The 26,188-nt window shown below is 50.0% G+C and carries 23 protein-coding genes; 4 read left to right on the top strand and 19 right to left on the bottom strand.

The window, feature by feature from the left end:
* The first annotated feature begins 61 nt into the window (after positions 1–61).
* Together MKX76_RS04305 and MKX76_RS04300 are read left to right on the top strand one after the other, a co-directional pair.
* The gene (locus MKX76_RS04305) at positions 62–1,045 is read left to right on the top strand and encodes an iron-hydroxamate ABC transporter substrate-binding protein (RefSeq protein ID WP_341033061.1); all 984 of its coding nucleotides are present in this window, start codon (positions 62–64) and stop codon (positions 1,043–1,045) included.
* A gap of 225 nt (positions 1,046–1,270) precedes the next feature.
* Positions 1,271–1,507 (top strand): WGxxGxxG family protein, encoded by a 237-nt coding sequence (locus MKX76_RS04300; RefSeq protein ID WP_341033060.1) that lies wholly within the window; start codon positions 1,271–1,273, stop codon positions 1,505–1,507.
* 237 nt (positions 1,508–1,744) lie between these two features.
* On the opposite strand, the gene MKX76_RS04295 is transcribed toward MKX76_RS04300, so the two are convergent.
* The 6 genes from MKX76_RS04295 to MKX76_RS04270 all read right to left on the bottom strand — a co-directional run bounded on the left by MKX76_RS04295 (position 1,745) and on the right by MKX76_RS04270 (position 9,305).
* Positions 1,745–3,352, bottom strand: a complete 1,608-nt coding sequence (locus MKX76_RS04295) for an S-layer homology domain-containing protein (protein ID WP_341033059.1) — start codon at positions 3,350–3,352, stop codon at positions 1,745–1,747.
* Positions 3,353–3,457: 105 nt separating this feature from the next.
* Positions 3,458–5,410, bottom strand: a complete 1,953-nt coding sequence (pulA, locus tag MKX76_RS04290) for a type I pullulanase (RefSeq protein ID WP_341033058.1) — start codon at positions 5,408–5,410, stop codon at positions 3,458–3,460.
* Positions 5,411–5,422: 12 nt separating this feature from the next.
* A complete protein-coding gene (locus MKX76_RS04285) occupies positions 5,423–6,724 on the bottom strand; it encodes a DUF4129 domain-containing protein (RefSeq protein WP_341033057.1) in 1,302 nt (433 codons plus the stop codon).
* Positions 6,721–7,830 carry a DUF58 domain-containing protein gene (locus MKX76_RS04280; RefSeq protein ID WP_341033056.1) on the bottom strand — a complete coding sequence of 370 codons (1,110 nt, stop codon included), beginning with the start codon at positions 7,828–7,830 and terminating at the stop codon, positions 6,721–6,723. Before MKX76_RS04280 ends, MKX76_RS04285 begins: the two co-directional genes overlap by 4 nt.
* A 12-nt stretch (positions 7,831–7,842) precedes the next feature.
* A complete protein-coding gene (locus MKX76_RS04275) occupies positions 7,843–8,823 on the bottom strand; it encodes an AAA family ATPase (RefSeq protein WP_341033055.1) in 981 nt (326 codons plus the stop codon).
* Between the two features lie 113 nt (positions 8,824–8,936).
* Entirely contained in the window at positions 8,937–9,305 is a 369-nt protein-coding gene (locus tag MKX76_RS04270) for an antibiotic biosynthesis monooxygenase family protein (RefSeq protein ID WP_007128573.1), read from the bottom strand.
* A 150-nt stretch (positions 9,306–9,455) separates the two neighbouring features.
* On the opposite strand from MKX76_RS04270, the gene MKX76_RS04265 reads away from it, so the two are divergent.
* Complete coding sequence (locus tag MKX76_RS04265) at positions 9,456–9,758, top strand: hypothetical protein (RefSeq protein WP_028406288.1); 303 nt, start codon at positions 9,456–9,458, stop codon at positions 9,756–9,758.
* Between the two features lie 100 nt (positions 9,759–9,858).
* Here MKX76_RS04265 and MKX76_RS04260 read toward each other — a convergent pair whose 3' ends face one another.
* The 12 genes from MKX76_RS04260 to MKX76_RS04205 all read right to left on the bottom strand — a co-directional run bounded on the left by MKX76_RS04260 (position 9,859) and on the right by MKX76_RS04205 (position 24,635).
* Positions 9,859–10,797, bottom strand: coding sequence for an NAD(P)/FAD-dependent oxidoreductase (locus MKX76_RS04260; protein WP_210095080.1), 939 nt, complete (start codon positions 10,795–10,797; stop codon positions 9,859–9,861).
* A gap of 275 nt (positions 10,798–11,072) precedes the next feature.
* Complete coding sequence (locus MKX76_RS04255; RefSeq protein WP_341033054.1) at positions 11,073–12,302, bottom strand: chromate transporter; 1,230 nt, start codon at positions 12,300–12,302, stop codon at positions 11,073–11,075.
* Between the two features lie 378 nt (positions 12,303–12,680).
* A complete protein-coding gene (locus tag MKX76_RS04250) occupies positions 12,681–13,901 on the bottom strand; it encodes a CynX/NimT family MFS transporter (RefSeq protein ID WP_341033053.1) in 1,221 nt (406 codons plus the stop codon).
* Between the two features lie 164 nt (positions 13,902–14,065).
* The gene (locus MKX76_RS04245; RefSeq protein WP_341033052.1) at positions 14,066–15,445 is read right to left on the bottom strand and encodes a helix-turn-helix transcriptional regulator; all 1,380 of its coding nucleotides are present in this window, start codon (positions 15,443–15,445) and stop codon (positions 14,066–14,068) included.
* 121 nt (positions 15,446–15,566) lie between these two features.
* A complete protein-coding gene (locus MKX76_RS04240; RefSeq protein ID WP_341033051.1) occupies positions 15,567–15,950 on the bottom strand; it encodes a hypothetical protein in 384 nt (127 codons plus the stop codon).
* A gap of 96 nt (positions 15,951–16,046) precedes the next feature.
* Positions 16,047–17,426, bottom strand: a complete 1,380-nt coding sequence (locus MKX76_RS04235) for a helix-turn-helix domain-containing protein (RefSeq protein WP_341033050.1) — start codon at positions 17,424–17,426, stop codon at positions 16,047–16,049.
* A 147-nt stretch (positions 17,427–17,573) separates the two neighbouring features.
* The gene (locus MKX76_RS04230) at positions 17,574–18,953 is read right to left on the bottom strand and encodes a helix-turn-helix domain-containing protein (RefSeq protein ID WP_341033049.1); all 1,380 of its coding nucleotides are present in this window, start codon (positions 18,951–18,953) and stop codon (positions 17,574–17,576) included.
* Between the two features lie 270 nt (positions 18,954–19,223).
* The gene (locus tag MKX76_RS04225; RefSeq protein ID WP_341033048.1) at positions 19,224–20,615 is read right to left on the bottom strand and encodes a helix-turn-helix domain-containing protein; all 1,392 of its coding nucleotides are present in this window, start codon (positions 20,613–20,615) and stop codon (positions 19,224–19,226) included.
* 272 nt (positions 20,616–20,887) lie between these two features.
* Complete coding sequence (locus tag MKX76_RS04220) at positions 20,888–21,682, bottom strand: ABC transporter ATP-binding protein (protein ID WP_007128585.1); 795 nt, start codon at positions 21,680–21,682, stop codon at positions 20,888–20,890.
* Positions 21,682–22,602 carry an ABC transporter permease gene (locus MKX76_RS04215; RefSeq protein ID WP_007128586.1) on the bottom strand — a complete coding sequence of 307 codons (921 nt, stop codon included), beginning with the start codon at positions 22,600–22,602 and terminating at the stop codon, positions 21,682–21,684. The genes MKX76_RS04220 and MKX76_RS04215 overlap by 1 nt, the downstream gene beginning before the upstream one ends.
* A gap of 57 nt (positions 22,603–22,659) precedes the next feature.
* Entirely contained in the window at positions 22,660–23,697 is a 1,038-nt protein-coding gene (locus tag MKX76_RS04210) for an ABC transporter substrate-binding protein (RefSeq protein WP_007128587.1), read from the bottom strand.
* 299 nt (positions 23,698–23,996) lie between these two features.
* Positions 23,997–24,635: an SGNH/GDSL hydrolase family protein gene (locus tag MKX76_RS04205; RefSeq protein WP_007128588.1), complete on the bottom strand. Its 639-nt coding sequence runs from the start codon at positions 24,633–24,635 to the stop codon at positions 23,997–23,999.
* 200 nt (positions 24,636–24,835) lie between these two features.
* On the opposite strand from MKX76_RS04205, the gene trhO reads away from it, so the two are divergent.
* Complete coding sequence (gene trhO, locus MKX76_RS04200) at positions 24,836–25,741, top strand: oxygen-dependent tRNA uridine(34) hydroxylase TrhO (RefSeq protein WP_007128589.1); 906 nt, start codon at positions 24,836–24,838, stop codon at positions 25,739–25,741.
* A gap of 94 nt (positions 25,742–25,835) precedes the next feature.
* On the opposite strand, the gene MKX76_RS04195 is transcribed toward trhO, so the two are convergent.
* Positions 25,836–26,084, bottom strand: coding sequence for a DUF1450 domain-containing protein (locus MKX76_RS04195; protein WP_028406770.1), 249 nt, complete (start codon positions 26,082–26,084; stop codon positions 25,836–25,838).
* Positions 26,085–26,188 lie beyond the last annotated feature (104 nt).

The following is a 26,188-nucleotide window of genomic DNA, read 5'->3' as shown; positions in this document are numbered from 1 at the left end:
GAAAATGATAATCATTATCGTTTAGTTGGCTGTTATTATTCTACATACAAGGAGAATCGAAATGAAGAACAAGCTGTTCATTCCCTTTATCGTTTTGCTTTTAGTGATCCTCAGCGCTTGCGGCTCTGATTCAGGAACGCCAGCCTCATCGACTCAAAATAATCAGGACACTCATAACACTCAGAATGCGGACACGACGACGGTCGCCAATCCATCCGAGGAGACGATCACGTACCAATCTGAGAAAGGTCCCGTGAAGGTTCCTGCCCATCCCAAACGGATCGTAGCGTTGACGTATGCGCCGAACGTGCTCTCGCTCGACGTACCGCTGGTTGGCGTCGATCAGTGGACGAATGCGAATCCGATGTTCAAGGACAAGTTGGAGGGCGTAACCGTCGTTTCGGAGGAGGACCTCGAGACGATTATCGAACAGGATCCGGATCTGATCATTGCCGGCACCGAAATGAAGAATCTCGATAAGCTGGGCCAAATCGCTCCTACCGTTGCTTTTACCTGGGGAAAGCTGGACTATTTATCCCAGCAGCTTGAGATCGGAAAGCTCCTCAACAAGGAGCAGGAAGCTCAGGCATGGATCGATGATTTCAAGCAGCGTGCGGAAGCAATCGGCAGCGAAATCAAAGCGACGGAAGGCGATGATGTCTCCGTTTCCGTGTTTGAAACCGATTCGGCCAAGAACTTCTACGTATTCGGCAATAACTGGGCGCGAGGCACCGAAATCCTGTATCAGGCCATGGGATTGAAAATGCCTGAAAAGGTCGAGAAGGATGCCCTCGGCCCCGGATATTTTGCGTTGTCGCAAGAGGTGCTCTCCGATTATGCGGGAGATTATATTGTGCTTAGCCGAAACTCGCAAGCCGATACCGCGTTCATGAAGACCGATATTTGGAAGGGCATCCCGGCCGTCAAAAACGGACATGTCATTGAAATCGATACGGAGGCTGCCACTTATAGCGATCCGATTACCCTTGAATATTTGCTGAATATTTTCAAGACCGGATTCCTTGGCGACGGCTCGACCGATTAATGAATTACAATGATCGAAACCAGACTACCCCGAATCAAGTTCTTTCCCGAGCTTGGTTCGGTTTTTTTTTACGTTATTCCTGATTATTTCGGGCTTGCTCTGATATTTGAAAATATTTTTTCTTGTTTCTGCGCAAAGAATAATCCCCTTTGTAAAGGGCAACATAATTCTGGTACCTGTCCTCCACTAAATAAATCAACTTTAACGGAAAGGAGTTGCACCTCAATGAAGAAAATCCTCGCTTCATTCTTAGCCGGATTAAGCTTGCTTCTCGTTCTTGCGGTTCCAGCTTTTGCGAATAATAACAACATGAACACAAACGATGTGAATGCCAACAACGTGAACACCAACAGTTATAACGCAAATGCTACACGTGACAACGATACAGACTGGGGTTGGCTGGGATTAATCGGTCTTGCTGGCCTCGCCGGTCTGAGACGCCGCAATCCTGAACGTCAGTAGTCAAAAAGTTCAAAAGCACATGTAATTTGGTTCTTTTTGACCGCCTTTTTGCCGGCAGTTTGGTAAGATTATGAATACGTTTGTGTAGTGAGCCGCATCTCGTTAAACATCAAAAAGGCTGTATCTTAGCAGGCATTGGCTTGCCAAGATACAGCCTTTTCTCGCAAAGTGAATCTTAACCGGCTTACCCCGACGACTATTCATTTAACTTCCAGCCATTGCTTAAGAAGTGCACACCTATTGAATATAGAAAGAATAGGAAGCATAGTGCTGGGCGTTCGGGATCGCCTTCCAGACGTCAACGGTCTCCGCTCCCGGATACCAGTAGGCGAAGCCGGCAACTTGATACGCCGAAGCCATCAGGTGCTTCACGGACAAGGAACGGGCGTCCTCTGTCCAGATCCGATGCTGAACGCCGCCAGAGCGGTATCCCGCTTCATATTGTCCCGCTTCCGCATTCCACGATATCGGAGCCTGAAAGCTTCGAATCCGCCGGCCCTGCTCCACCAAGGTGATATCCTCGGAGGAGACGCTGGAGGCCAGCTTCCAGTCCCTCGTATACAACGGAAAGGCGACAATCGCTTGATTCGCCCTAATCTGGGTCAGGAGCCGCTGTAATGCAGATTCCGACCAAGAAATGGACGATACGGAGCCTGCTTTGGGCGAGCCGCCCCAATGCTCGTCGTAGCTCATCAGCACGAGATAATCCAGCTGCCTGCCGAGTGCCGCATAATCGAACGCCGCCGTCCAATCCGTGTTTAGATCCGGGGATACGTCAATCGACAGCTTGGCACCCAGGCGCTTCATCTCAGCAGATAATAACGTAACGAACAGCGTCAGATTCTCACGATCCTGGGGCATCACATTCTCAAAATCAATGTTGATTCCATCCAGTTCATACTTCACGGTATTGGCAGCGATGCTGCTGATCACCGATTGCCGGAGCGTGGCGCTGCTAAGGATTTGATGCGTCATCTCGGCGTTGCTCCGGTTTCCTATCATCGCCCACACTTCACGGCCGTTCTTATGCGCCCAATTCAGCAGCGCCGTATCCGTATTATCCGACAGCTTACCAGAGGCGTTCAGGTAATACCATCGCGGCACGAGAACGTTCAGTCCAGCCCTCTTAGCATAGCTTATATACTGGCTGGTCGTTCCGTTATACAGCCATCCCATGCGTACGCTTGCTCCTTCTTGGCGGTCCAGCACGGATTGGACGTTGCCCGTACGAAGGACGCGGTCCAGCAGCATGGCGGTCTCTTCGCGGGTAATCGGATCCAGCGGTCTGAACCGGCCCTCGCCTCCCTGCAGCCATCCCGTTTCCGTTGCTCGTCCTACGGCGCTCCGGGCCCAACCGGCAATGGAGCCCGAGTCCGAGTATCTCCAGGCACTGCTCCCGCTGCCTTTACCGCTCTCCTTCATCGCCCGGACCATCATGACGGCAGCCTCCTGCCGGGTAATCTGCGCATTCGGATAGAAATATGCACCGCTCCCCTGCACGATCGATACGTTCAGTCCAGCATGCACATAGCCGTAATACCAGGCAGCAGGCCGTACATCCCGGAACGCGGACAGGTCATTGTTCACGGGTGACAGCTTCAGCAGCCTTGTCAGCATCGCCGTGAATTCGGCTCGGGAGATGTGGTTTTTCGGCAAAAAAGCTCCATTGCCGTCCCCGTTAATGATCCCCCGCTTCGCCAATCGCAAGATCGCTTCCTTTGCGTAGCTTCCGGAGATATCATGAAACGCGGGCTGGCTTGGAGCCCCAAGTCCCGATACCTGAACAGGATGAATCACGCCTGCCAGTAACAGCAAAACACATAACGTCAGGAAATACTTCTTCAAGTGGTACGCCTCGATTCTATCATCTGATTATCTCAGCATATCAGATGATCGTAGAATCGGGCATTGCTCATTTATTGGTAATATCGCTTAAGCTCTTTCCGTACTTCAGCAGGAAAGAATAACGGCCCCGATCCCATCCACAGTCAATGTTGTCGGGGACAGCTGCTTGATCGTCTCTTCCCCTAAGAGGACGGTCCATTCTCCAAGCTCCGGCAGACTTAAGGTAGCCTCGTTTCGGCCGGCATAATAGAGAACATAGAGATGCCGGGCCTGATCGCCGCCGGCGTGATCTCGCAGCGTGAAGGCGATCGCCTGCTCCGGACAAGCCTCGAAACGCAGATGCTTACGAATCGTTTCCGCATCCCGCAGCCGGAATGCCGGATGCTCCTTGCGCAGCTGGATGAGCCGCTGAATATACTTGACGCCGTCCTGATGCTCCGCTGCTTGCCGCCAATCCAGGCGGTTCACCTCATCCGGCTCATTATAGCTGTTCTCGACCCCGCCTTTAGACCGGTAATATTCCTGACCGGCATGAATGAACGGAATCCCTTGGCTGGTGAGCGTGATGGCCGATGCCAGCCGGTGCATGTCCCGGCGAATATCATCGCTCTCGCCAGCCGTGGAGAGCTGGATTTTGTCCCAGAGCGTATGGTTATCGTGACACTCTACATAATTCACATTCTGGTCAGGCTCGGATGCAAATGACCGTATATCCGCCGAATACGAAATACCACCGGCAACACCCTGCTTCACCCGGTCTCTGAGCCCAGTTCCTCCGCTAATAAAGCCTTTGTATTGATACTTGAAAATATCGCCCTTAACCGCATCGCGGAACCCATCGTTAAAATGTCCGATTCTCGGCATCCGGTCAGCCTGCTGCTGATTTGCGCGCAGCTGCGGCGCAAGCTCGGTGTCCATGACCCAGCCTTCCCCGATCATGATGATCGACGGATCGATCTCATCAAGCGCTCCGCGGATTGCATTCATCGACTCCACATCCATTAGGCCCATCAGATCGAAGCGGAAGCCGTCAATGCGGTATTCCTTGACCCAGTGCAGGACGGATTCCACAATGAATTTGCGCATCATCGGCCGCTCGGTTGCCGTATCGTTGCCGCAGCCCGAGCCGTTCGAAAACTTGCCGTCCTTCTTATAACGTAGATAATAACCTGGCACAAGCTTCGTGAAGTTGATTAAGTAACCATCGTACACATGGTTATACACCACATCCATGATGACCCGGAGTCCGCGATCATGCAGCGCTTGGACCAATTGCTTGAACTCGCGAATCCGAACTTCCGGCACATAAGGATCCGTGGCATAAGAACCTTCGGGCACATTGTAATTTTTCGGATCGTAGCCCCAATTATATTGCGGCTCATCAAGCCGAGTCTCGTCCACGCTTTCCGTTGCGTAATCGAATACGGGAAGCAGCTGCACATGGGTAACCCCGAGCTCCACAATGTGATCAAGTCCCGTCCGGATTCCTTCGGGTCCTTTGGTGCCCGCTTCGGTCAGCCCTGCGAACTTGCCCTTAAGATGAACTCCGCTGTCTGGATGGATCGTGTAATCCCGAACATGCAGTTCATAAATGACGGCATCCACAGCGCTTTCAAGCTTAGGCTTCGCTTCGGTCCAGCGCTCCGGATTGGTTGTCGACATGTCTAGAATATAAGCGCGGTCGCCGTTAACGCCTACGGCCTTGGCATAAGGGTCAATGGCTTCATTCCATTGCTCACCAATGCGAACCTGATAGGTATAGAATCGGCCCTTCAGGTCCTCTTTCACCCGCAGAAGCCATGTTCCCGATACATCGCGGGTCATCGCATAACGGTCCGCCTCCGTTGTCTTCCAATCGGAATAGACTAACACATAGGCCTCGCTTGCCGTCGGCGCCCAGAGGCGGAATAGGCTCTCCTGCGGACGATAGGTCAGGCCGAGATCGTCACCGTCATAATAAAATAATTGATCAAATTCCTTGGAGAACACCGATACGCCGCCGGTTACTGACAGATCTCCATAATCGATAACAGCATTGTTCTCTTTCTGTACGGACAAGCTCTTCACTCCTCATCTCTTCCTGCTGTGCTGCAGCCGCTGCACCTCTTTTTCCGTTAAGGACCGATTACCATAGCGGGCCTTCTCATAGAGCTCGACCAAGGTCTCGGGCATCCGCTCCCGCGAATGTTCCTGCCAATCCTTAAGATCGTTCTCCGTTTCCCGGGGCGTTAAGGCTGCCTTCCAATTATACCCTTCCCGGATGCTTTGCAAAAGTATCCTGCGGTACATTTGGCGGATGATCTGATTCGGATCATGTCGCTCTTCGCCGCGATCCTTCTTGGACAAACGCATGCTGCCGAGAGCCCGCCGCAGCCGCTGCCCGGCTCGTTCATGCTCGATATCCTCGACCTCATCCTCATACCCCAGCGACGTTTGGGCTTCTTGCCGGGACATCATCCGATTCATCCACTTGGAGAGGATCCCGAGGAGCTTTGGCAGATGCTTCCCAAATCTCAAAAGAAGCAGCATAAGGCCGATGCCAATCGCGATAAATACGCCGTAAACCAGCGCCGATTCCAACCATTTCATGAACCGGCTCGGTCCCTTCTGCTCGCTGTCGGGCAGCTGGAGTTCAGGCGGCGGTTGAGGCGTCGCCTGCGATTCCGGAGGTGTCTCCGGACCTGCACTAAACAGTCCCGATAACCAAGAGGTCAGCCCCCGGGCCATCTCCTCGAACCAATGACGGAGCTGGGGAAGAAAAGCGATCGCTGCGATGATCAGAAGCAGCACCACGACGAATGAGCGGTTATATCGAAGCACGCGTCGTTCCAGCACAGGCTGGTCCTTGCCCGGAAGCGTTTCGTCCAGCACCAGCTGCTGATTTACGATAAGCAGCGTAAGTGCCAGTGCTCCTGCTCCGAACCAAGTAAGAACCGGTATTCCCGTCCGGAATGAATCCATGAAGGCCAGCACGAAGCTGCTGGCGCCGTATAGGATCAGGCCGACCAGGTAATAGGTTCCGGGAAACATGCTGCTCCAATCGATCTGCTCCATCCGGCTTCCGCGATAGCTGGCTGTAAATAGTACCGGAATCGCATAAGCCAGAAGGATGTCTATGCCTAATATCCAGCCCCCCAAGGCGATGGATACTACAGCGGCCCACATCACTGCTTTGAACTGCCGGTTCAAGCGAAGATAGGCACTGCCGGCATAGCCGATCAGATATGCTCCCCATGCTGCAGCCGGCCAAAGCCATGTCAAGGAATCGGGGAACAGGTAATAGGCGGGAATGAAAAGCACAGGGAAATAAAGGATGCACTCTACCAGGCTGTTAAAGAAAGCCCGCAGCAACCCGAATCCGCGGATCCTCATGCGGACACCTCCTTGCCTGCCACGATCATCCCGTCCTCGAGGAGCGTAACCTCGACGGTGTGGCCTTTCATCTTGAAGCGCTCAAGCAATGCTTCCAGCCGGGGACTTACATACGTCGTGAGCAAAATCATATCCACCGATTCCTCCTGGCGATCCAGCATGGACAGGAGATAATCATGGAACGACAGCTTACGGGTGAGCTCAAGCTTCGCAAGAAGTTCAAGGATCAAATCCTGCTGGGCTTCGCCGCCGGCTGCAGGGAGAAGCATGTCCTGCTCCTCTCCATCCACCACGGCCCCGTTCGTACCGAATCCAACCTCGATTCCTTGCGAGAGCAAGTGTGCGCTAATACCGGCCGCCAGACGAATTCCGTATTCAATCGGCTCCGGCCGCGTTACCTTGGTCCACATCCCCTCATGGTCTTCAATATTCAAGTAGATCATAAGGCGGCAATCCGCGGTCGTGTCCCGCCGGTATACCTGAAGGCTGCCCGTCCTGGCGGTGGCTTTCCATTGAATGTCCTTCATCGGATCGCCGCTGCGGTACTCGCGCACGCCGGAGATATGGAACGGATCCTCCATAATCCAACGCCGGACCAGCAGCTCGCCGATCCATGTTCGTACCGGGAGCTCCATCTCTGAGACGTCGAGCGGCCTTGGATACACCGTAATCCCGCCGGGAAGCGTCATGCTCTGCACGACGGACTGGATCCCCAGCAGATCGCCCGTCGTCATGGAGACGGTTCCAAGCCGGTACACGCCGCGCTGCTTTGCCGTGATGCGGTGCCTGCGCACGATTTTGGTCCAGGGAAGAAGGCTGAAGAAGCTCTTATGATTCTGGTTGTACTGTCCTTCGCTAATATTCAGATTCAGCTGGCTCTCAAAGGCAAGGCCTGTCCGAAATTGCGATTCAACCCGCAGCCAGGGAACCGGCAGCGCTTTCCGGTTTTCAATCGTCTCAATCAGCTCGATCGAATCTCCCTCATAGCAGGATGACGCCTTAAATGATCGGCTGTAGGTCAATTTTTTCAGCGCCGTTCGCTTGAAGAGCATGCCCTGCAAAAAAATGATCACAGCGGCGATCAGCAAAATCCAGTAAGCTCCCATCCGCGAGCCCCCTTAAGGCGCGATGCCGGCTTCCGTCGGTACCGGTACCTGTGTCAGCAAGCGCTTGATGACATCCTCCGCCGCCTCCGTCAAGCTCCGGCCTCTGACGCCGCCGCGCAGCTGCAAACGATGGGCCCACGCCGGCACAGCGAGCGTCTTCACATCGTCCGGCGTTACGAACGCTCTGCCCTCAAGAACGGCCTGAACCTGGACGGCCTTAAGCAGTGCCTGGCAGCCCCTTGGGCTTACGCCTGCGACTACGGCTTCGTCGGCTCTGGATTGCTCGGCCAGCTTTACGATATAAGATAACAGCTCGTCGCTCACATGCACCTTGTTGACGACTTGCCGTGCTTGAATCAGGCTGCTTGAAGCGGCAACCGCCGTCAGCGATTCCAGCGGCTGCTGTTCCTTGAACCGTTTTAGAATATCGACGCTCTCCTCGGCGGAGGGATATCCCATGCTCAGCTTAAACAGGAAACGGTCCAGCTGCGCTTCCGGCAGCGGGAAGGTTCCCTGCTGCTCCAGCGGATTTTGGGTCGCGATAACCAGAAACGGCTCCTGCAGCGCATGCGTCACGCCGTCAATGCTGATCTGGCGCTCCTCCATGCATTCCAGCAGACTGGCCTGCGTGCGGGGCGTAGCCCGGTTGATCTCATCCGCAAGCAGGATATTGGTAAACAGCGGGCCTGGTCGAAATTCAAATTCAGATATTTTTTGATTATAGAAGTAGATGCCGCTCAAATCCGAAGGGAGCAGGTCCGGCGTAAATTGTACTCGCTTGAACGTGGAGTCGACAGATCTTGATAAGGATTTGGCCAGCAGTGTTTTCCCCGTGCCCGGAACATCCTCGAGAAGCACATGGCCTGCGGTCACCATCGCGATGAACAGCCTGTCAATGAGCTGCTCCTTGCCTACAATAACCTTGGTTACGTTGGCACGGATCTCGTCTCTTAAGCGTCGAACGGAATCAAAATCGGTAATGATGGTAATCACTCCTTATGTTATAAGCATATCCATCAAAGTTCGTCATCAGCTGCCTGGATTCCTGTTCGAGCCGTAAAATTAGCCGAAGTTCCTAAACTCGTATTAGCTGGACTTCGTGAACCTTATGAACCATATACCGTCTGATCATCGCCGGTTTCCGCGAGCTCGGCCAATTCCTGCTCCGCCTGCTCCCTGCCGTCCACGCGGATATCGATATAGTGCTTAATCTGCGGCGGATCCGCATAATAAGGCTCTAAAGCCTGAACCCACGTCTTGTAATCCGGATGGCCCCGGAAGCCGATCAGATGGTCCTTGATCCCCGTCCAACGGATCAGGAGTATATATTCGTCCCGATTCTCCACGCATTTGTGAAGCTCATGATCGACATATCCCTTTTTGGTCAACAGAACGGCTGAAGCCGTCCGGAAGGTACTCTCGAATTCACTAGCCAACCCCGGCTTGATATGCAGAACAGCGGTTTCCAGAATCATGGCGCTTCCCCCTCTTCACATCCGTCATTTTCGCGGCTTGCTCGCGTTTTGACGGATCATGTTCGATACAGCCATAGAATGCATTAGGTGCAGTGAAGTATATGCTGGTATAATGGGAAGCATGAATACTCTTACAAGGATGAGACCATCATGGCATTCGGCATTACCAAACAAGAATTGCAGCAATGGAAGCAAAAGGTGTCTCGGGGAGAAATCGCATTTTTGACGCATTTCTGGTATGATCAGCGCTTCCCTGAGTTTCATACCGTGACGAAGGTGGGATGTTCGGACCTCCGCCGTCTTGAAGACTGGTGCTTGACCAACGGTCTGAACCCGCAATATATTCATGATCGGCAGCCTTACCCGCATTTCGACTTAATCGGTCCGAAGCAGACGGAGCTGCTGCGAAAATATGAGCTGGAGGACCATATCACCCGTTTCGGCTTGACCTAATAAACCCGCCTCTTGGCGGGAGTTCGTCGGAGATTCCCATTTCAAGAGGCGGGTTTATGGGCAAATTACTTGAACAAGCAAGGTAATTCACCGAATTCGTTTAATGTTCATTTCCACTCGGGTCGGCTATTTTTCGAAGCTCCTTATTGATCCAAATCGCCGCCGTAGCGCCCTCTCCCATTGCTACGGTGGACAATTCGGAATGAACCCCGATATCCCCTGCGGCCCACAGATGGTTGACATTGGTCATCTTGGACCTCGGATCCGTCTTGACATGCTGATTGTGCTCCAGCTCGGCCCCTAGCTGCCTTGCCAGATCGGAATGGATCCGGTTTCCGCCAAAGGCGATAAAGCCGCGTTCGGCCGGGATGGATTGCCCGTTCGCCAGCTCAATGGACGAGATTACTCCATCCGCTTTGCACTTCACCTCCGTTACACGCTCCTCGATATAAGAGATCCCTCGTTTCGATAGCCGCTCCATAAGTTCTGCGGAAGCTGGCTTACCTTCATGATTGACGTACGTCATATCGCCGGTTCTCTCGGACAGCAAAAGCGCCATGTTAGCTCCCGGTTCGCCCGTTCCCAGTACGACGGTCTTCCGGTCCTGAATTTCATATCCGTCACAGTCCGGACATACATAGACGGTACTGCCCAGCGTCTCCAGCAGTCCGGGAACGTCGGGGAAGCGGTCCGACAGGCCGGTTGCTAGCAGGAGCGTCTTCGCCCTGTATACAGTCCCGTCTTTTCCGGTTAACTCGAAATAATCGCCAAGCCTGTTCGCCTGCCGAATATCATCTTCAATAAAATTCACGCCGTACGATTCGGCCTGCGCTCGGCCAAGCTCCCTAAGCTTCCGGCCGGATACGCCTTTTGGCCAGCCAAGAATATTATGATAGCTCCTGCAGATGACCGACCGTCCTGTTCCGCGGTCAATGACCGCAACCGAATAGACGGAATACCGCCCAAGCTGGATCGCAGCCTGTAATCCTGCAATGCCGCCTCCAACAATGATGCAATCCTTCACGTCCGTGCTGTTCATCGTATCCATCCACTCTTTTCTATACCGGATTCAGATTTGCTTCGTTTCTTCCATCAAGCTGCGGGGGAAGTTGTTGGCCCTTAATTCTTACTGATACACCCTACATATTTAACCAATCCGGCAAGAAATACTCCTGCAACGGCAAATAGGCTCCCGACTTAGGTCCAGAGCCTACAATGTAACAGCAAATAGGCTCCGGACTTACGTCCAGAGCTTGCGATGATATTCCGCTGAATGAAGCCGTGAGGATATTTACCGGAGCGAACCGATTGGGGTTACAGCAGCAGCTGCCCGGCTGCCGCGCCGGCAAGCACGACCACCCAAGGCGGGCACTTCCAAAACATCAGCATGGCGAACAAACCTGCACCGATGACAAATTCAATCGATCCGTCAATCGAGGATGTCCAGATCGGGTGGTATAGTGCAGCCAATAAGATGCCTACAACCGCCGCATTCATCCCCGTCAGCATCCCCTGGAGCTTCGCATGGGTTCGGATCGCGTTCCAGAAAGGCATGACGCCGACGATGAGCAGAAATCCCGGCAAAAAGATAGCGAGCGTAGCCAGTATGCCTCCAGGCACGCCTTGAATCAGCATCCCCAGGTAACCCGCAAATGTAAACAGGGGTCCTGGAACCGCCTGCGTTGCCCCATACCCGGTCAGAAATTCCTCTTTGGTCATCCATCCGCTCGCTACCGTCTCGCTCTCAAGAAGCGGCAGCACGACATGCCCGCCGCCAAATACCAGCGATCCGGCGCGGTAGAAGCTGTCCACGACGGCAATCCCTGTGCTACCGGACAAGCTGGCCAGGACCGGCAAGCCGAGCAGCAGGATTTGAAACAGACCAAGGCATACCAGCCCTGTCGTCCGGCTGATCGGAATTCCCGCCTGTTTCGGTGCCGCCTCTTCCTCCCCTTGCTTCTTCCTGAAAATCCACCAGCCTAGGACTCCCGCAGCGGCGATCACTGATACCTGGGCGACGGGAGAGGTCCAGAGCAGCACAACGGACATGGCGGCAAAAGCAACCGCAGCGCGGATCGGACCGGAGGCCAGCTTTCCGGCCATTCCGAGCACGGCCTGTGCAACAATCGCAACCGCCACGATTTTGAGACCTTGGATCCAGCCTGCCGCGCCGGGATCGAAAGCCTCCATTAAATAAGCAAAGAGCATCAGCATGACAACCGATGGGAGCGTGAATCCAAGCCAGGCAATGATTCCCCCCCATATTCCGGCACGCATGACGCCTACCCCGATGCCTACCTGGCTGCTGGCAGGGCCGGGCAGAAATTGCGCCAGCGCGACCAGGTCTGCATAGGATTTCTCGTCCAGCCATTGCTTCCGTCTTACATAGGTTGTATGAAAATAGCCAAGATGGGCAATCGGACCTCCGAATGAGGTTAATCCAAGCTGCAGCGCGGTCCACCAGGTTTCGCGAATTGCGCGCCATCGGCCCTGCTGCGTGTCATAGGCAAGCCGGTTCTCCGTCTGCTGCTTCTCCATGTTCATCGCACTTCTCTCCCCTTGGTCAACGGTCATATAACAGATCCTTGGCCGTCCCATCCCAGGACGTTCCAAGCTCTTTCAATGCCTCTTTTTTGTTGGTCAACCTTTAAGATATATCAGATGCGGCGTTACCATCTACAGATTTATGTAAACGCTGTGTAAAATGTATTTTTCATGGGGGGTTATATCCGTGAGGTTGGATGCTCCAACGATCATACGAAAATAGGTCAGCCAGACATATCTGGCTGACCTATTCTTTGCGAGGGATCATAATGGAGCAGATGAACATGCTTTGTCGTGAAGCTTTTTACTCCTGAAGTCTCGTTTTACATGTGCACAGAAAAATCTAACTTTTTCGCACCAAACCCAATCGATTCCGATCTATTCCTGATCTCCCCGCACCTTCAGGTATCCCGGCTTGGCGGCGCCCATTCCAAACAAGAACAGAAGAACAACAACGGCGGATAAAATCATAAGCGGCACCTTCCAGCCGGTGGTCATATCATGCAGGAAGCCGATGAGCATCGGCCCGACCGCTGCGAGCAAATAACCAAGGGACTGGGCCACGCCCGACAGGGCAGCCGCCTCCTGAGCGGTTCGGGTGCGGAGGGTGAAGAACATGAGCGACAGGCTGAAGTTCGCACCGCCCGAAATACCGACCAGTATCACCCACAGCACATTCAACGACGTTAATCCGAACAATAAGCCGAGATACCCCGCCAGCATGCAAATCGCCGAAATCGAGACCAGCAAGCGCTGATTCGGGTTGCGGCCGGCCAGTACCGGAATAATGAATGAGAACGGTATGCTGACGAACTGAAGAATCGAGAGCATCCACCCGGCACCGCTGTAATCCATGCCTTGGCTTCGCAAAATTTCCGGCATCCAGGAGACGTTAACATAAAACGTAAACGACTGCAATCCCATGAAAAAGGTGACATACCAAGTCAGCGAAGAACGCAGCACATTCGGTGCTTTCCCCTGTTCGGAACGAATCTCTGCCTTCCGGTCACTGCTTCGCCATTCGATGACCCACACCGCTGTAGCGATCACCGCCAGGATTCCCCATACCAGCAAGGCGCCTTGCCATCCGAGTCCGGCCTGGGTAGCAAGCGGGATGCTGACACCGGATGCTACGGCGGCCAGCAGGTTCATGGATGCCGAATAGGTACCGGTCATCAATCCGATCTGACGCGGGAAATCGCGTTTGACCAGGCTAGGCAGCAGCACATTCCCCACCGCTATGGCCATACCGAGAAAGGCAGTGCCGAGCAGCAATGTAACCGGTGAGGATAAAGAGCGGATTCCGATGCCGAACATGAGCAGCACCATGCTCAGGAGCAGGGTTCTCTCCAATCCCCATTTTCTAGCCATAGCCGGCGCCATCGGAGACAGCAGCGCAAACGCCAGCAGCGGCAGCGTGGTCAGCATGCCGGCCAATGTATTCGAAATCCCGGTATCATCCCGGATGATGCCGATTAACGGCCCTACGGACGTGATCGCTGCACGGAGGTTAATTGCAATCAGAATAATGCCTGCAAAAATCAACCAGCGGCGTCCTGAGGACACGGAGTTCTTTTCGACCAATGATGTAGTAGACATGATAAGACTCCTCACTCCAACGATATGTAAAAATAAACTTATCCGATTTTATCACAAACCCTTCCTTTCGGCTACCGATCATAACAAACTTCTGCATCCATCGGATGGGCAGCCCGTCTGTCACAATGAATGAAGAGCAAGGTTCCAAGTCATTTTTACACGGGTTACACGACCGGCATCCAGGCATAAACCGATAATTTCTGAACCTCATTTATCAGCTCCTGATAGCGCTGCTGGATCTCAGGCGATGCAAATGAACGGAACTGCTCAAATAGCCCCATGCATCTTAGCATCCCCTTATCGCTTCTAATCCGAATCGAATACTCGAAACTGTCCACGATGTAGGCTAACCCGCGATCGTACTGCTCGGCATTCAGGTAATAGATGCCTAGTTCGGCTAATAGGCGGGTGTATCTATTAAGAGTCACCTGTTCATTAATTGTAGAGATATTATTTCTCTGTGATCTATAAACAAGGAAATCCTTAAATCGCTCCAGAACATGATTAATTGGTATCTTATGACGGTTGGCAGCCAGTACAATATTGCAAATCGACGTGAAGATTTCATCTTCTCTTTTTGAGATATACTCAACGTATTCAGGCAGCACTTCTCGATCCCCGCTCAATAGCCTGTTCAAGTAACGATTAGCAACCGCCCACTCATGGAATTGATTAATAATTTTTCGTTCTTCTTCAGACGGATTAACGATCCAGTCTGGGAGGTCATAATGCGACACATGTTGTAAGGCGCGTTCATAATCACCTGATTGAGTATAATAATTTTCTAAAACCAAGTAGGAGTACAGCACATAAAAAATGATTGGCTGATTGGGTTTACCCGAATCTGTATCCAGATAGTTACCGTTATCGTATTGAATTCGAGCCTTTTTCCCCATCCTCTCCGCGAGATTTCGTATACTATCCCATCGATCGAGAGGAAGACTTACATTGATGACTTGTACATACGCATCCAACTGATCCGCTTCATTTAAACGTTCTAAGTAAGATCCAAAGAGTACGATTGCTCGCCCATTTGATTCGTGATTGTTCTCAATGCGATGTTTAAATAGTCTGTAATGACATAAGGCTAAACGTTCGGAATGCTGATATTTTTCGCTCTCAGCAACGCATTCATACAGCAACAGTGCTGCTTTATATTTTGCTTCCTGCACAAACGTTTCCGCCAGCTCATATAGCATGGGCAAATAGGTGGTGTTATCCAGCGTCATTCGGACAGCCGTATCAAGACAGTCTAATTTATCAAGCTCCATGCAACGGTACAGAAACGGGCCTAAGCGGCGCCAATCTGGCGTAGAGTGGAAGATGCATTCTTCGATGTATCTTTCAAAAAAATGCCCCTCTTCCAACCCCATGACTGAAGTAATTTGGTCTAACTGCTTCACGGATAGTGGACGACGACCATTTATAATGCTGCTTAATGTTCCGCTGTTTATTCCTGTTGCCCTGGCAAACTGGTTGATCGTTAATCCGCGCTCCTTAATAAAATGTTCAATCTCTCCACGAATCGTAGTCGTCGCTTTCAAGCAAAAACACCCCCAGAACCTGACCAACTCACTGTTATCCGACGCTGCTAGTATATTTGAAATCAATAGTAATGCAAATGAGAAAGCTTGATTGGCAAGATTTTCGTAGCGTCAATAAAGATTAAGGACGGATGTGAGCATTCGTTGCATACCATTCCCCCGAAGTTAGCTTTAGATCCAAACGGACGGGTTCCTTGAAACCAAAATGAGCATTTTCATATTGCTGAGTTACAAAGACTTTCGAAATGAAAAAGAAATGCAGCGGTAAAATTACCCCCACTTCATGTAATTCTTTATCGAATTCAAAATGACTTGCCGTCAATCCACGTTCGATTGGATTTATCGTTTGGAAGGCCGTTTGGTTCATATAATGCGAATAAGCAAGGTCACCGCTCATTGCCTTTTCCAGAATAATTTTCGTATCATGAGCAATCCATACTCCGAATAATACGTAGGCAGTAACAAATAGAACTTCTAGAGTTAGCATCAGCTTTTTGCCCTTCATAATCATCCCCCCCTTTATCCCATATCTATAAAAAAATCCAGCACAATTGGTGAATTGCGCCTGCTGTCTATGCTCTATATAAAATCTTCATACCAACTATACGACCGGCATCCAGGCATAAACCGATAACTTTTGTACTTCGGTGATTAACTCCTGGTAGCGCTGCTGGATCTCGGACGATGCAAATGAACGGAACTGCTCAAATAGCCCCATGCATCTTAGCATGCCCTTATCGCTTCGAATCCGAATCGCATACTCGAAACTGTCCACGATGTAGGCTAACCCACGATCGTACTGCTTGGCATTCAGGTAATAGATGCCTAGTTCGGCGAGGAGACGCGTGTAGTTATTTAGAGTCACCTGCTCATTTACAGGAGCAATGACGTTCCGCTGCGATTTATAAACGAGGTAATCCTTAAATCGCTCTATTACATGATCGATATTTAATTTATGGCGGTTGGCAGCCAATACAATATTGCAAATCGCCGTGAAGATTTCGTCCTCTCTTGTCGAGACATACTCAATGTATTCAGGCAGCACTTCCCGGTCACCGCTTAATAGCCTGTACAAATAACGATTAGCAATGGCCCACTCGTGGAATTGATTTAAAATTTTGCGTTCTGCTTCGGAAGGATTAACAATCCAGTCTGGGAAGTCATATAGCGATACATAATCTAGAGCGCGTTCATAATCTTCTAATTGGGCATAATAGTTTTCTAAGACCAAATAATAGTACAGAACATAAAAAATGATTGGCTGATTGGGTTTACCCGAATCCGTATCCAAATAGTTGCCATTATCATACTGAATACGAGCCTTTTTCCCCATCCTCTCCGCGAGATTTCGTATACTATCCCATCGATCGAGAGGAAGACTTACATTGATGACATGTAAATACGCATCCAACTGATCCACTTCATTTAAACGTTCTATGTAAGGTTCAAAGAGAACAACTGCTCGCCCATTTGACTCCTGATTGTTCTCAATGCGATGTTTAAATAGTCTATAATGACATAGTGCTAAACGTTCAGAATGCTGATATTTTTCACTCTCGGCCACGCATTCATACAACAACAGAGCTGCTTTATATTTTGCTTCCTGCACAAACGTTTCGGCTAATTCATATAGCATCGGCAAATAGGTGGTATTATCCAAAGTCATTCGGACGGCCGTATCAAGACAATCCAATCTATCAAGCTCCGCGCAACGGTACAGAAACGGTCCTAACCGACGCCAATCCGGCGTAGAATGGAAGATGCATTCTTCGATGTACATTTCATAGAAATAGCCCTCTTCCAATCCCATGACTGAGGTAATCTGGTCTAACTGCTTCATTGATAATGGCCGACGACCATTTATAATGCTGCTCAACGTTCCACTATTTATACCTGCAGCTTTGGCAAACTGGTTGATCGTCATTCTGTGCTTCTCAATAAAACGTTCAATCTCTCCGCGAATCGTGGCTGTCGTTTTCACGCAACAACACCCCCAAGCTCCACCCAAAATATACATTACATTCTATTATTTAATATACCCCAGGCTAATAGTAAGGTATAGACACGGATAGATTGAGTTACATTTTAATTGATTTATTCCCCTTCCCTTAGCTTTTAAACAGGTTGACTATAATACGGGTATCCAGGCATACACCGATAATTTCTGTACTTCGTTGATTAACTCCTGATATCGTTGCTGGTTCTCGGGCGAGGCAAATGGGCGGAACTGCTCGAACAGCCCCATACATCTCAGCATTCCTTTTTCGCTGCGTATCCGAATAGAATACTCCAGACTGTCCACGATGTATGCTAAGCCTGTCTCGTACCGCTTAGCATTTAAATAATAGATACCGAGCTCTGCCAACAAACGGGTATAGTTATTAATGTTTACTTGCTCATCAACGGTGCCGATCCTGCTTTTTCGCGGTTGGTAAGCAATATACTCTTTAAAACGCTCCAAAATATGATCCACTTGAAGATGATGGCGATTAGCAGCTATCATAATATGAGTAAGAGCAGGAAATATCTCGTCTTCATTTGAGCTTATAAACTCTACGTACACGTTCAGACTGTCAGCCTGCCCACTTAGTAATCGATACAAGTATCTATTCGCTTTAGCCCACTCGGAAAACTGATCCGTAATAATAAGCTCTTCTTGACTTAGATTATCCAACCAATCTGGTTTTTCATAATACGATATCAATTCCAATGCTTTATCAAATTTTCCTCGCTCTTTGTAAGTATGGGATTCCATAAGATAAGAATATAAAATATAAAAAATGACCGGCTTATTGGGATAATCTTGCACCTGATGTGCATTCCTGTTCTCAGAATAAAGCATTTTAGCTGCTTGTCTCATTCTCCTGCTTAAACGCTCAACTTCTCCCCATCGATGCAATGCCGAATAGGTATTTAATAGATTCTTGTATGCATCAAGTTGATAGCGTTCGTCCAATTTATCTATATAGGGTTCAAATTGCACTGCAGCCTGTAAATTTTTCTCCTGGTCATCACTTAATTTGAGTGTGAATATTCGGTATTGGCAAAGAGCCAAGCGTTCAGAATGTTGGGACTTCTCACTCTCGGCCACACATTCATATAGCAGCATTGATGCTTCGTTTCTTCCTGAATGATAAAACGATTCTGCCAACTCAAATAGCATGGGTGCATAAGAGACATTATCCATTACCATTCGGGCGGCTTTATCCAGGGAATCAAGCTTACCTAACTGAGCGCAGCGTTGCAGAAACGGGCCCAACCGACGCCAGTCAGGTGTTAAATGAAATATAACCTCATCGATATACATGTCGTAAAAATCCCCATCTTCCAACCCCATACAATGCGTAATCTTGTCCAACTGCTGCATAGACATAGGGCGATGGCCATTAAGAATACTGCTTAATGTCCCGCTATTCACGCCTGAAAGCCTTGCAAATTGATTAATAGTTAAACGATGATGATGTAGAAATTTATCGATTTCACTGCGAATCGTGGCTGTCGTTTTCAAGCAACAACACCCCCAGTGGTTAAACAAATAAAAGTAAATTGATAGTACTAAGAAGTATTATTCATAGATTATCCTCAATGTGTCCATATATAAACATACTTTTCCAGTGAATATTTCACAGAAAAAAAACACTTTCATAAATCGAAAGTGTTTCTTTTTGCTTCTTACGTCTCCGCCCCACTTCCATGTCCTGCTTGAAGAGTCATTATCTCACTGTTATCGGCATAAGCATACGTTGTACTAGAAGGGGTCATTGTAATAACCAAGGCGCTACAAATAGCTAATAGACAAACCAATTTTTTTATCATTTAGTTTTTGCACCTCACTTACAAGATTTTTATATTGTCGCTGGGCTTCATCTGTTGCTAAATGACGAAATTGCTCAAATATTCCCATACATCTAAGCATACCATTACTGCTATTTATTGCAATACAACTTTTTAGACTCTCTAGGATATATTCAATCCCTTTCTCAAACCTGCTTGAGTTTAAATAATATATGCCCAACTCTGATAACAATTTTGTGAAACGGCTTAAAGTCACTTGATTACTAGCCTTAGCAATGTGATATTTTTGCTCCTTATACGTCAAGTAATTACCAAATCTATCCAGAATGTGATCAACATCTAATTTATGTAGATTGGCAACAATCATAATATTGCAAACTGCTGTAAAAATTTCACTTTCTCTCTCAGCAACATAATCCACATACTCTGGTAAAACGTCAACATCTCCAGCCATTAATCGATATAAGTAACGATTAGCTACCGCCCACTCCTTAAATTGTTCCAAGATTTCCCGTTCTTCTTCATTTTTCTCAATAATCCAGTCAGGTTCATGATACAAAGATACGTAGTGTAATGCTTTTTCAAAATCCATTTCTTCACTATAATAATTTTCAATAGAAAGATAAGCGTACAGAATATAAAAGACAAGAGGTTTCTTATGTTCTTTTGTTTTTGTTGGACTTGAGGACTTATTATACTTATACAGAACCATTGCCTGTTGCAACATTTTCTCCGCTAAGTTTTTAACTTTATTCCAACGATTCAATGATAAGTTCACATTTATTAACTTCACATAAGCATCCAACTGATAACCTTCATCCAACCGATCAATATACGGCTCAAAAGACACGGCCGCTTGCAGATTCGCCTCCTGGTCCTCCGACAAGCTGAGCATAAAAAGCCGGTACTGGCAAAGAGCCAGCCGTTCGGAATGCTGGAACTTCTCGCTCTCGGCAACGCATTGATATAAAATGGCGGCTGCCTCATTCTTCCCTTCTTGAAACAATGTCTCCGCCATGTCGAACAGCATCGGGGCATACGCGACGTTATCCATCGTCATCCGGATCGCACGGTCCAGACAATCCAGCTTGTCCAGCTCGGCACAGCGAAGAAGGAAGGGGCCCAGCCGCCGCCAATCGGGCGTGGCATGAAAAATACATTCATCTATGTACAGATCGTAGAAATAACCATCGGGAAGTCCCATCCCGGACGTGATCCGGTCCAGCTGCTGCATCGAAATTGGTCGGTTCCCGTTCAGGATGTTGCTGAGCGTGCCGCTGTTCACCCCCGATAAATCTGCAAACCGGTTTATTGTCATCCCATGCTTGCGCAAATGCTCTTCTAACTGTTCGCGAATCGTGGTTAATTTCTCCAAGCTAACACCACCTCCGGGGTTGCAACCAAATATTAGGATATTGCTGTATATAGCTATCATATTGATTAATATTACACCGGTCAATACTTATTTACGTCATTATTTGACATTTGGTTTCGAAAATAAGAGAAAATATTTAAAGATTCAAGTATTTCCTGGAGGTTCCCCTATCAAAAAAGAGAACAGGCGTTTCCCGGCATGACCGAAAAACGCCTGCATTCTATATTGAAATATCCGGGGACAAGCCCGAACTCTGTAAAACTTGCTTACAATTAACCCAGCACAAGCCGGTCATCCGCCAGCTTGTGGCCGCTGATCTGCTCGAATTCGCCGAGCAACTGCTCAACGGTCAGCGATTGCTTGCGCTGCTCGTCCACATCGAGAATAATTCGGCCCTTATCCATCATAATGAGGCGATTACCGAGGCGGATCGCTTGCTCCATATTATGCGTCACCATGAGTGTCGTCAGGTTCATATCCCGAACGATTTCGTCGGTAATGCGCGTGATCAGCTCCGCGCGGGCCGGGTCCAGCGCCGCCGTATGCTCGTCAAGCAGCAGAATTTGCGGCTCCGTGAACGTCGCCATCAGAAGGCTGAGCGCTTGGCGTTCACCGCCCGAGAGCATGCCTACCTTCGCGCGAAGTCGATTTTCCAGGCCGATGCCCAGCCGCTCCAAATGCTGACGGAACGCCGTTCGCTTCGATGCAGATACCCCGATGCCAAGTCCGCGGGATTTCCCTCGCTTTAATGCCATCGCCAGGTTCTCTTCAATCGTCATATGCGGTGCCGTGCCTGCCATCGGATCCTGGAACACGCGGCCGATCCAGCGGCTGCGGCGGAATTCGGGCAGGTGGCCGATGTCGTTGCCGTCAATCCGGACCTCGCCCGCGTCCGGCCTCAGCACACCGGAAATGATGTTCATTAATGTGGATTTGCCTGCACCGTTGCTTCCAATGACCGTAACGAAATCGCCGGGCTTTAGATGAAGGTTCACATCCATGAGAGCGACCTTCTCATCCACCGTTCCGGGGTTAAAAAGCTTGGATACATGATTCATCTGCAGCATTAGAAGGCACCTCCTTCCGACTTGCCTTGAGCGGTCAGCAGCTCGGTCGAACGCTTCTTCGCCTGCGTGCGCTGCCTCATCGACCGCTGCACGGTCGGCAGCACAAGCGCGACAATTACGATAACCGCGGTAATCAGCTTCAGGTCAGAAGCTTCAAGCCAAGGGATTTCGTAGGCAGCCGCAACGACGATCCGGTAAATAATCGAACCGCATACCACCGCAAGTGTCGTACGGAATACGGAGCCCTTCCCGAGGATCGCTTCACCAATAATTACTGATGCCAGACCGATTACAATCATCCCGATCCCCGAGCTGATATCCGCAAAGCTGGACTGCTGGGCAACGACGGCTCCCGAAAAGGCAACCAGGCCGTTGGAAATGCTGAGCCCAAGAATCGTGGTTGTATCGGTGTTCGCGCCGAAGCTGCGGATCATGCGTTTGTTGTCCCCCGTTGCCCGCAGGGCAAGACCGAGATCCGTGCGGAAGAACGCATCCAGCAATAGCTTCACGATAATCACAATAACAAGCATGACATAAATCGGATCGATGGAGCCGAACACGATATCCTCCTGGCTGAGCGAGATGTTCGGCTTACCCATAATCCGCATATTAATGGAATAAAGAGCAATCATCATAATAATCCCGGACAGCAATCCGTTAATCTTGCCCTTCGTATGAAGGAGGCCTGTACATACCCCCGCGGCCATCCCGCCGGCAATCGCAACCAACGTTGCGAGCCAAGGGTTGGTGCCGTTTGTAATCAGTACGGCTGCGATCGCGCCCCCCATGGTAAAGCTTCCATCCACCGTAAGATCCGGAAAATCCAAAATGCGGAACGTAATATAAACGCCAAGTGCCATCAGCGCATACAACAGACCTAATTCAATCGGACCATCCAATCTCATCAGGAATTCCAACATGTCTTGACCTCCTTTATGATTAAGGAAGGCGCGGGCTCAAGACTCCGCGCCTTACAATTACTCAATGATGTTGTTGTCAGGGTCTTTGACTTCCTGCTTCATGGCGTCCGTAACCTCGATGCCGTAGTCCGCCGCAGCCTTCACGTTCAGAATCAGATCCAGCTTGTCGGGCTTCGTGATTTCCATGTCAGCCGGCTTCTTGCCGTTCTTCAAAATCTCTACCGCCATCTGACCAACCTGATATCCATGGTCATAATACTTGAAGCCAACGGTAGCAAAAGCCCCCTTCTCCACCGTGTCGCGGTCACTGGAGAAGAACGGAATTTTATTCTGTTGGGCGGTTTGGATAATCGTGTCCACACCGCTTACAACCCGGTTATCGAGCGTAATATAGAATGCATCCACCTTACCGACGAGAGATTCGGCAGCCTGCTTCACTTCCGATGTATTGGTGACCGAAGCCTTCACCAATTCGATTCCATGCTCGGCAAGCACCTCTTCCGCTGTTTTCGCCATTACAACGGCATTCGCTTCCCCTTCATCGATGATCAAACCAATCTTCTTCACATTAGGGAAATGCGTGCTAACAAAATTCATCAGCTGCTTTGTCGCCTCAGGATTCGTGTCCGAAGCTCCGGTAATGTTGCCTCCCGGCTTCTGCAGGTCGCTGACCAGCTTCGCATCCAGCGGGTCGGTAACCGCTGCAAACAGGACCGGCTTCTCCTTCACTTCGTTTGCCACGGCTTGCGCGGATGGCGTAGCAATCGCCACAACCAAATCCGCTTTCGAATCCTTCAGCTTCTGAGCGATGGTATGGTTGTTCGTTGAATCGTTCTGAGCATTGTTATAGTCAAGCTTCAGCGTGTTATCCTCTTCCGAAATTCCGGCATCCTTAAGCGCTGCCAGAATTCCTTCCCGAGTTGCGTCTAAGGACGGATGCTCCACATATTGCGAGATCGCGATGCTGTAAGATTTTTTCTCGGCATCGCCGCCGCTTCCTGTCGCCGTACTTCCGCCTTCCTGCTTGTCCCCGCAGCCGACTGCCGTCACGAGCAGCGCCGACAATGCAAGTGATACCCACATTTTTCTCTTCATCTAATGAATCCCCTCTCTCATGAATGACCCGTTCGTTTTCGTCATCTAAGCTTCGACACAAAGCGACAACGCATCGCCGCTTTTATTGACGAAAGCATTAAAGTAAAAAAATAGGACGCACCAATTGAACAACGGTCTATTATGAACCATTGTAAAGGTATCCAAACACATTCGTCAATCAGGATTTTCTTTACTCTCGGGGCATCTGCTGTCGAAAGAATGAAACGTCCCCGGAGCGCTATTCTCCGGGGACGTTGTATCATAAACAATGCCTTTATATTCGAAGTGGGTAAACAGCCTTATAACATCGAACGTCCCTGAATCGCAGCGAGCCAGGACTGAGCAATCAGCGCATGACCTGCGGGAGTTGGATGCACGCCGTCTTCGGCCCAATAGGTCATCTCGATTGTGGAGCTTGCTGCAGCGAAAATACCGTCTAACGGCACATACAGCGTCTCAAACTCACGCGACAGCTCACGCACCGCCGCAATCTTCGGATCCAGATCCTCGCGCCACTCCTTCTTATCCTCCGTGACGGGCAGCAGAAACGGTTCCATAAGAATCAATCTGGCGCCGGTATGCTCGCGGGTCTGAAACAGCAGCTCCCTATAGCCTTCATAATAAGCTTCGAGCGAAGTAGGCTCTCCCTGCCTGTATCTCCTGCCCGTCTCGTTGATGCCGACAAGAATCGAAACCCAAGTCGGATCGAGCCGTATACAATCTTCCTCCCATCGTCCCCGAAGATCAACAACCCGGTTTCCGCTGATGCCGCGATTTACAAACCGCAATCGCTTCTGAGGCTGCTCCATGCTCAACCGGGCCGCAGCCATCAGTGCATATCCTTGCCCCAAACTGCTAGGCTCCTCATAATTCCGACCACAATCGGTAATATTGTCGCCTTGAAACAATACGAGCGCATTTTGTTCGATATGTACCATGCTGTTCACGCCTCCAATTAATGAAAGTGTTCGCATTCCTGCTCCTTCATCATAACCGCTTTGCAGCGTTCATGAAACCCTAAAATTCACATTTCATGGCAAACTTTCTATACATTTAAGTTGACTAAGTGGTCAGAAATCAACTACAATTCTATAAGTATGCTTTTGGCTAACACTATCAACAGAACAGGTGATAAAACATGACTGATTCACAGCAATATCAAATTTTGCTTTATTATAAATTCGTGCCGATCCCGGATCCGGAAGCCTTCAAGGATGAGCATCTGCAGTACTGCAAAGAGCTGGGCCTCAAGGGCCGTATCCTGGTAGCAGCCGAAGGCATCAACGGTACCGTGTCCGGTACGATTGAACAGACCGAGCAGTATATGCGTGATATGCACGCCAACCCGCTGTTCGCCGATATGGTGTTTAAGGTCGACCCTTCCGAAGGGCACGCGTTCAAAAAAATGTTCGTTCGTCATCGTAAGGAACTCGTGACCTTCCGTGTCGAGGATGAGCTGGATCCGAACGTCATCAGCGGCAAGCGCCTGTCGCCGAAGGAATTCTTCGAGTACCTTCAACGAGAGGATGTCATCGTCATCGACGGCCGCAATGATTACGAGTATGATATCGGTCACTTCCGCAACGCCATTCGTCCGGATGTGCAGTCTTTCCGGGAGTTTCCGGAATGGATTCGGGAGAATCTGTCCGAGCATAAGGATAAAACCATCCTGACGTACTGCACTGGCGGCATCCGCTGTGAGAAGCTGACAGGCTTCATGCTGAAGGAAGGATTCCAAGACGTTGCCCAGCTGGACGGCGGAATCGTAACGTATGGGAAGGATCCTGAAGTTCAAGGCCGGCTGTTCGATGGAAAATGCTACGTCTTTGATGAGCGCATTTCAGTTCCGATCAACCGCACCGATGAAGATATCGTCGTCGGGAAATGCCATCACTGCGGCAAGCCTGAGGACCGTTACATCAACTGCGACAACGATGCATGCCATTTGCAGCATATTTGCTGCGAGGAGTGCGAAGAGCTTCATAATAGCTGCTGCTCCGCAGAATGCGAAGAGATTGTTGCTGCAAGCCATCACGCTTCCTAAAGTTCCCGTATTTATAAGAAAAGGGCATGTCGCTTGGAATGAGCGACATGCCCTTTTTGAATATATCATATAACGAAGCATCGCTTAGGATGCTTTAAATCTCATTGTAGATGGCCAACTCAGCTTCGATGGCTGCCTTAATCTTCTCGATGCACTCCTCCGTCGTGGCTGCAAATACACGCTTGCCATTGACCAGCGCGTAAGGGCGCAGCTTGCATAGCCCGCACAGATTCATGCAATCTGCACGCAGCACGGCGATCTCGGGATACAGCTCCTCCAGGTGCTCGAGCTCCAAAGCGCTCATCAAGTTGCTGTCGCACACTTCCACGATGACGATTCCCATCGATATCACCACTATTCTATTTGACAATATATCTATTTATTATGCGACAATTGGGGCCATATTGTCAAATTAGCCCGTAGTTCCATCGACGAAGCTCATCCTCA

The sequence above is a fragment of the Paenibacillus sp. FSL R5-0810 genome (assembly GCF_038002285.1).
GTDB lineage: Bacteria > Bacillota > Bacilli > Paenibacillales > Paenibacillaceae > Paenibacillus_AQ > Paenibacillus_AQ lactis.
This window is presented reverse-complemented; position numbering and strand designations above follow the sequence as displayed.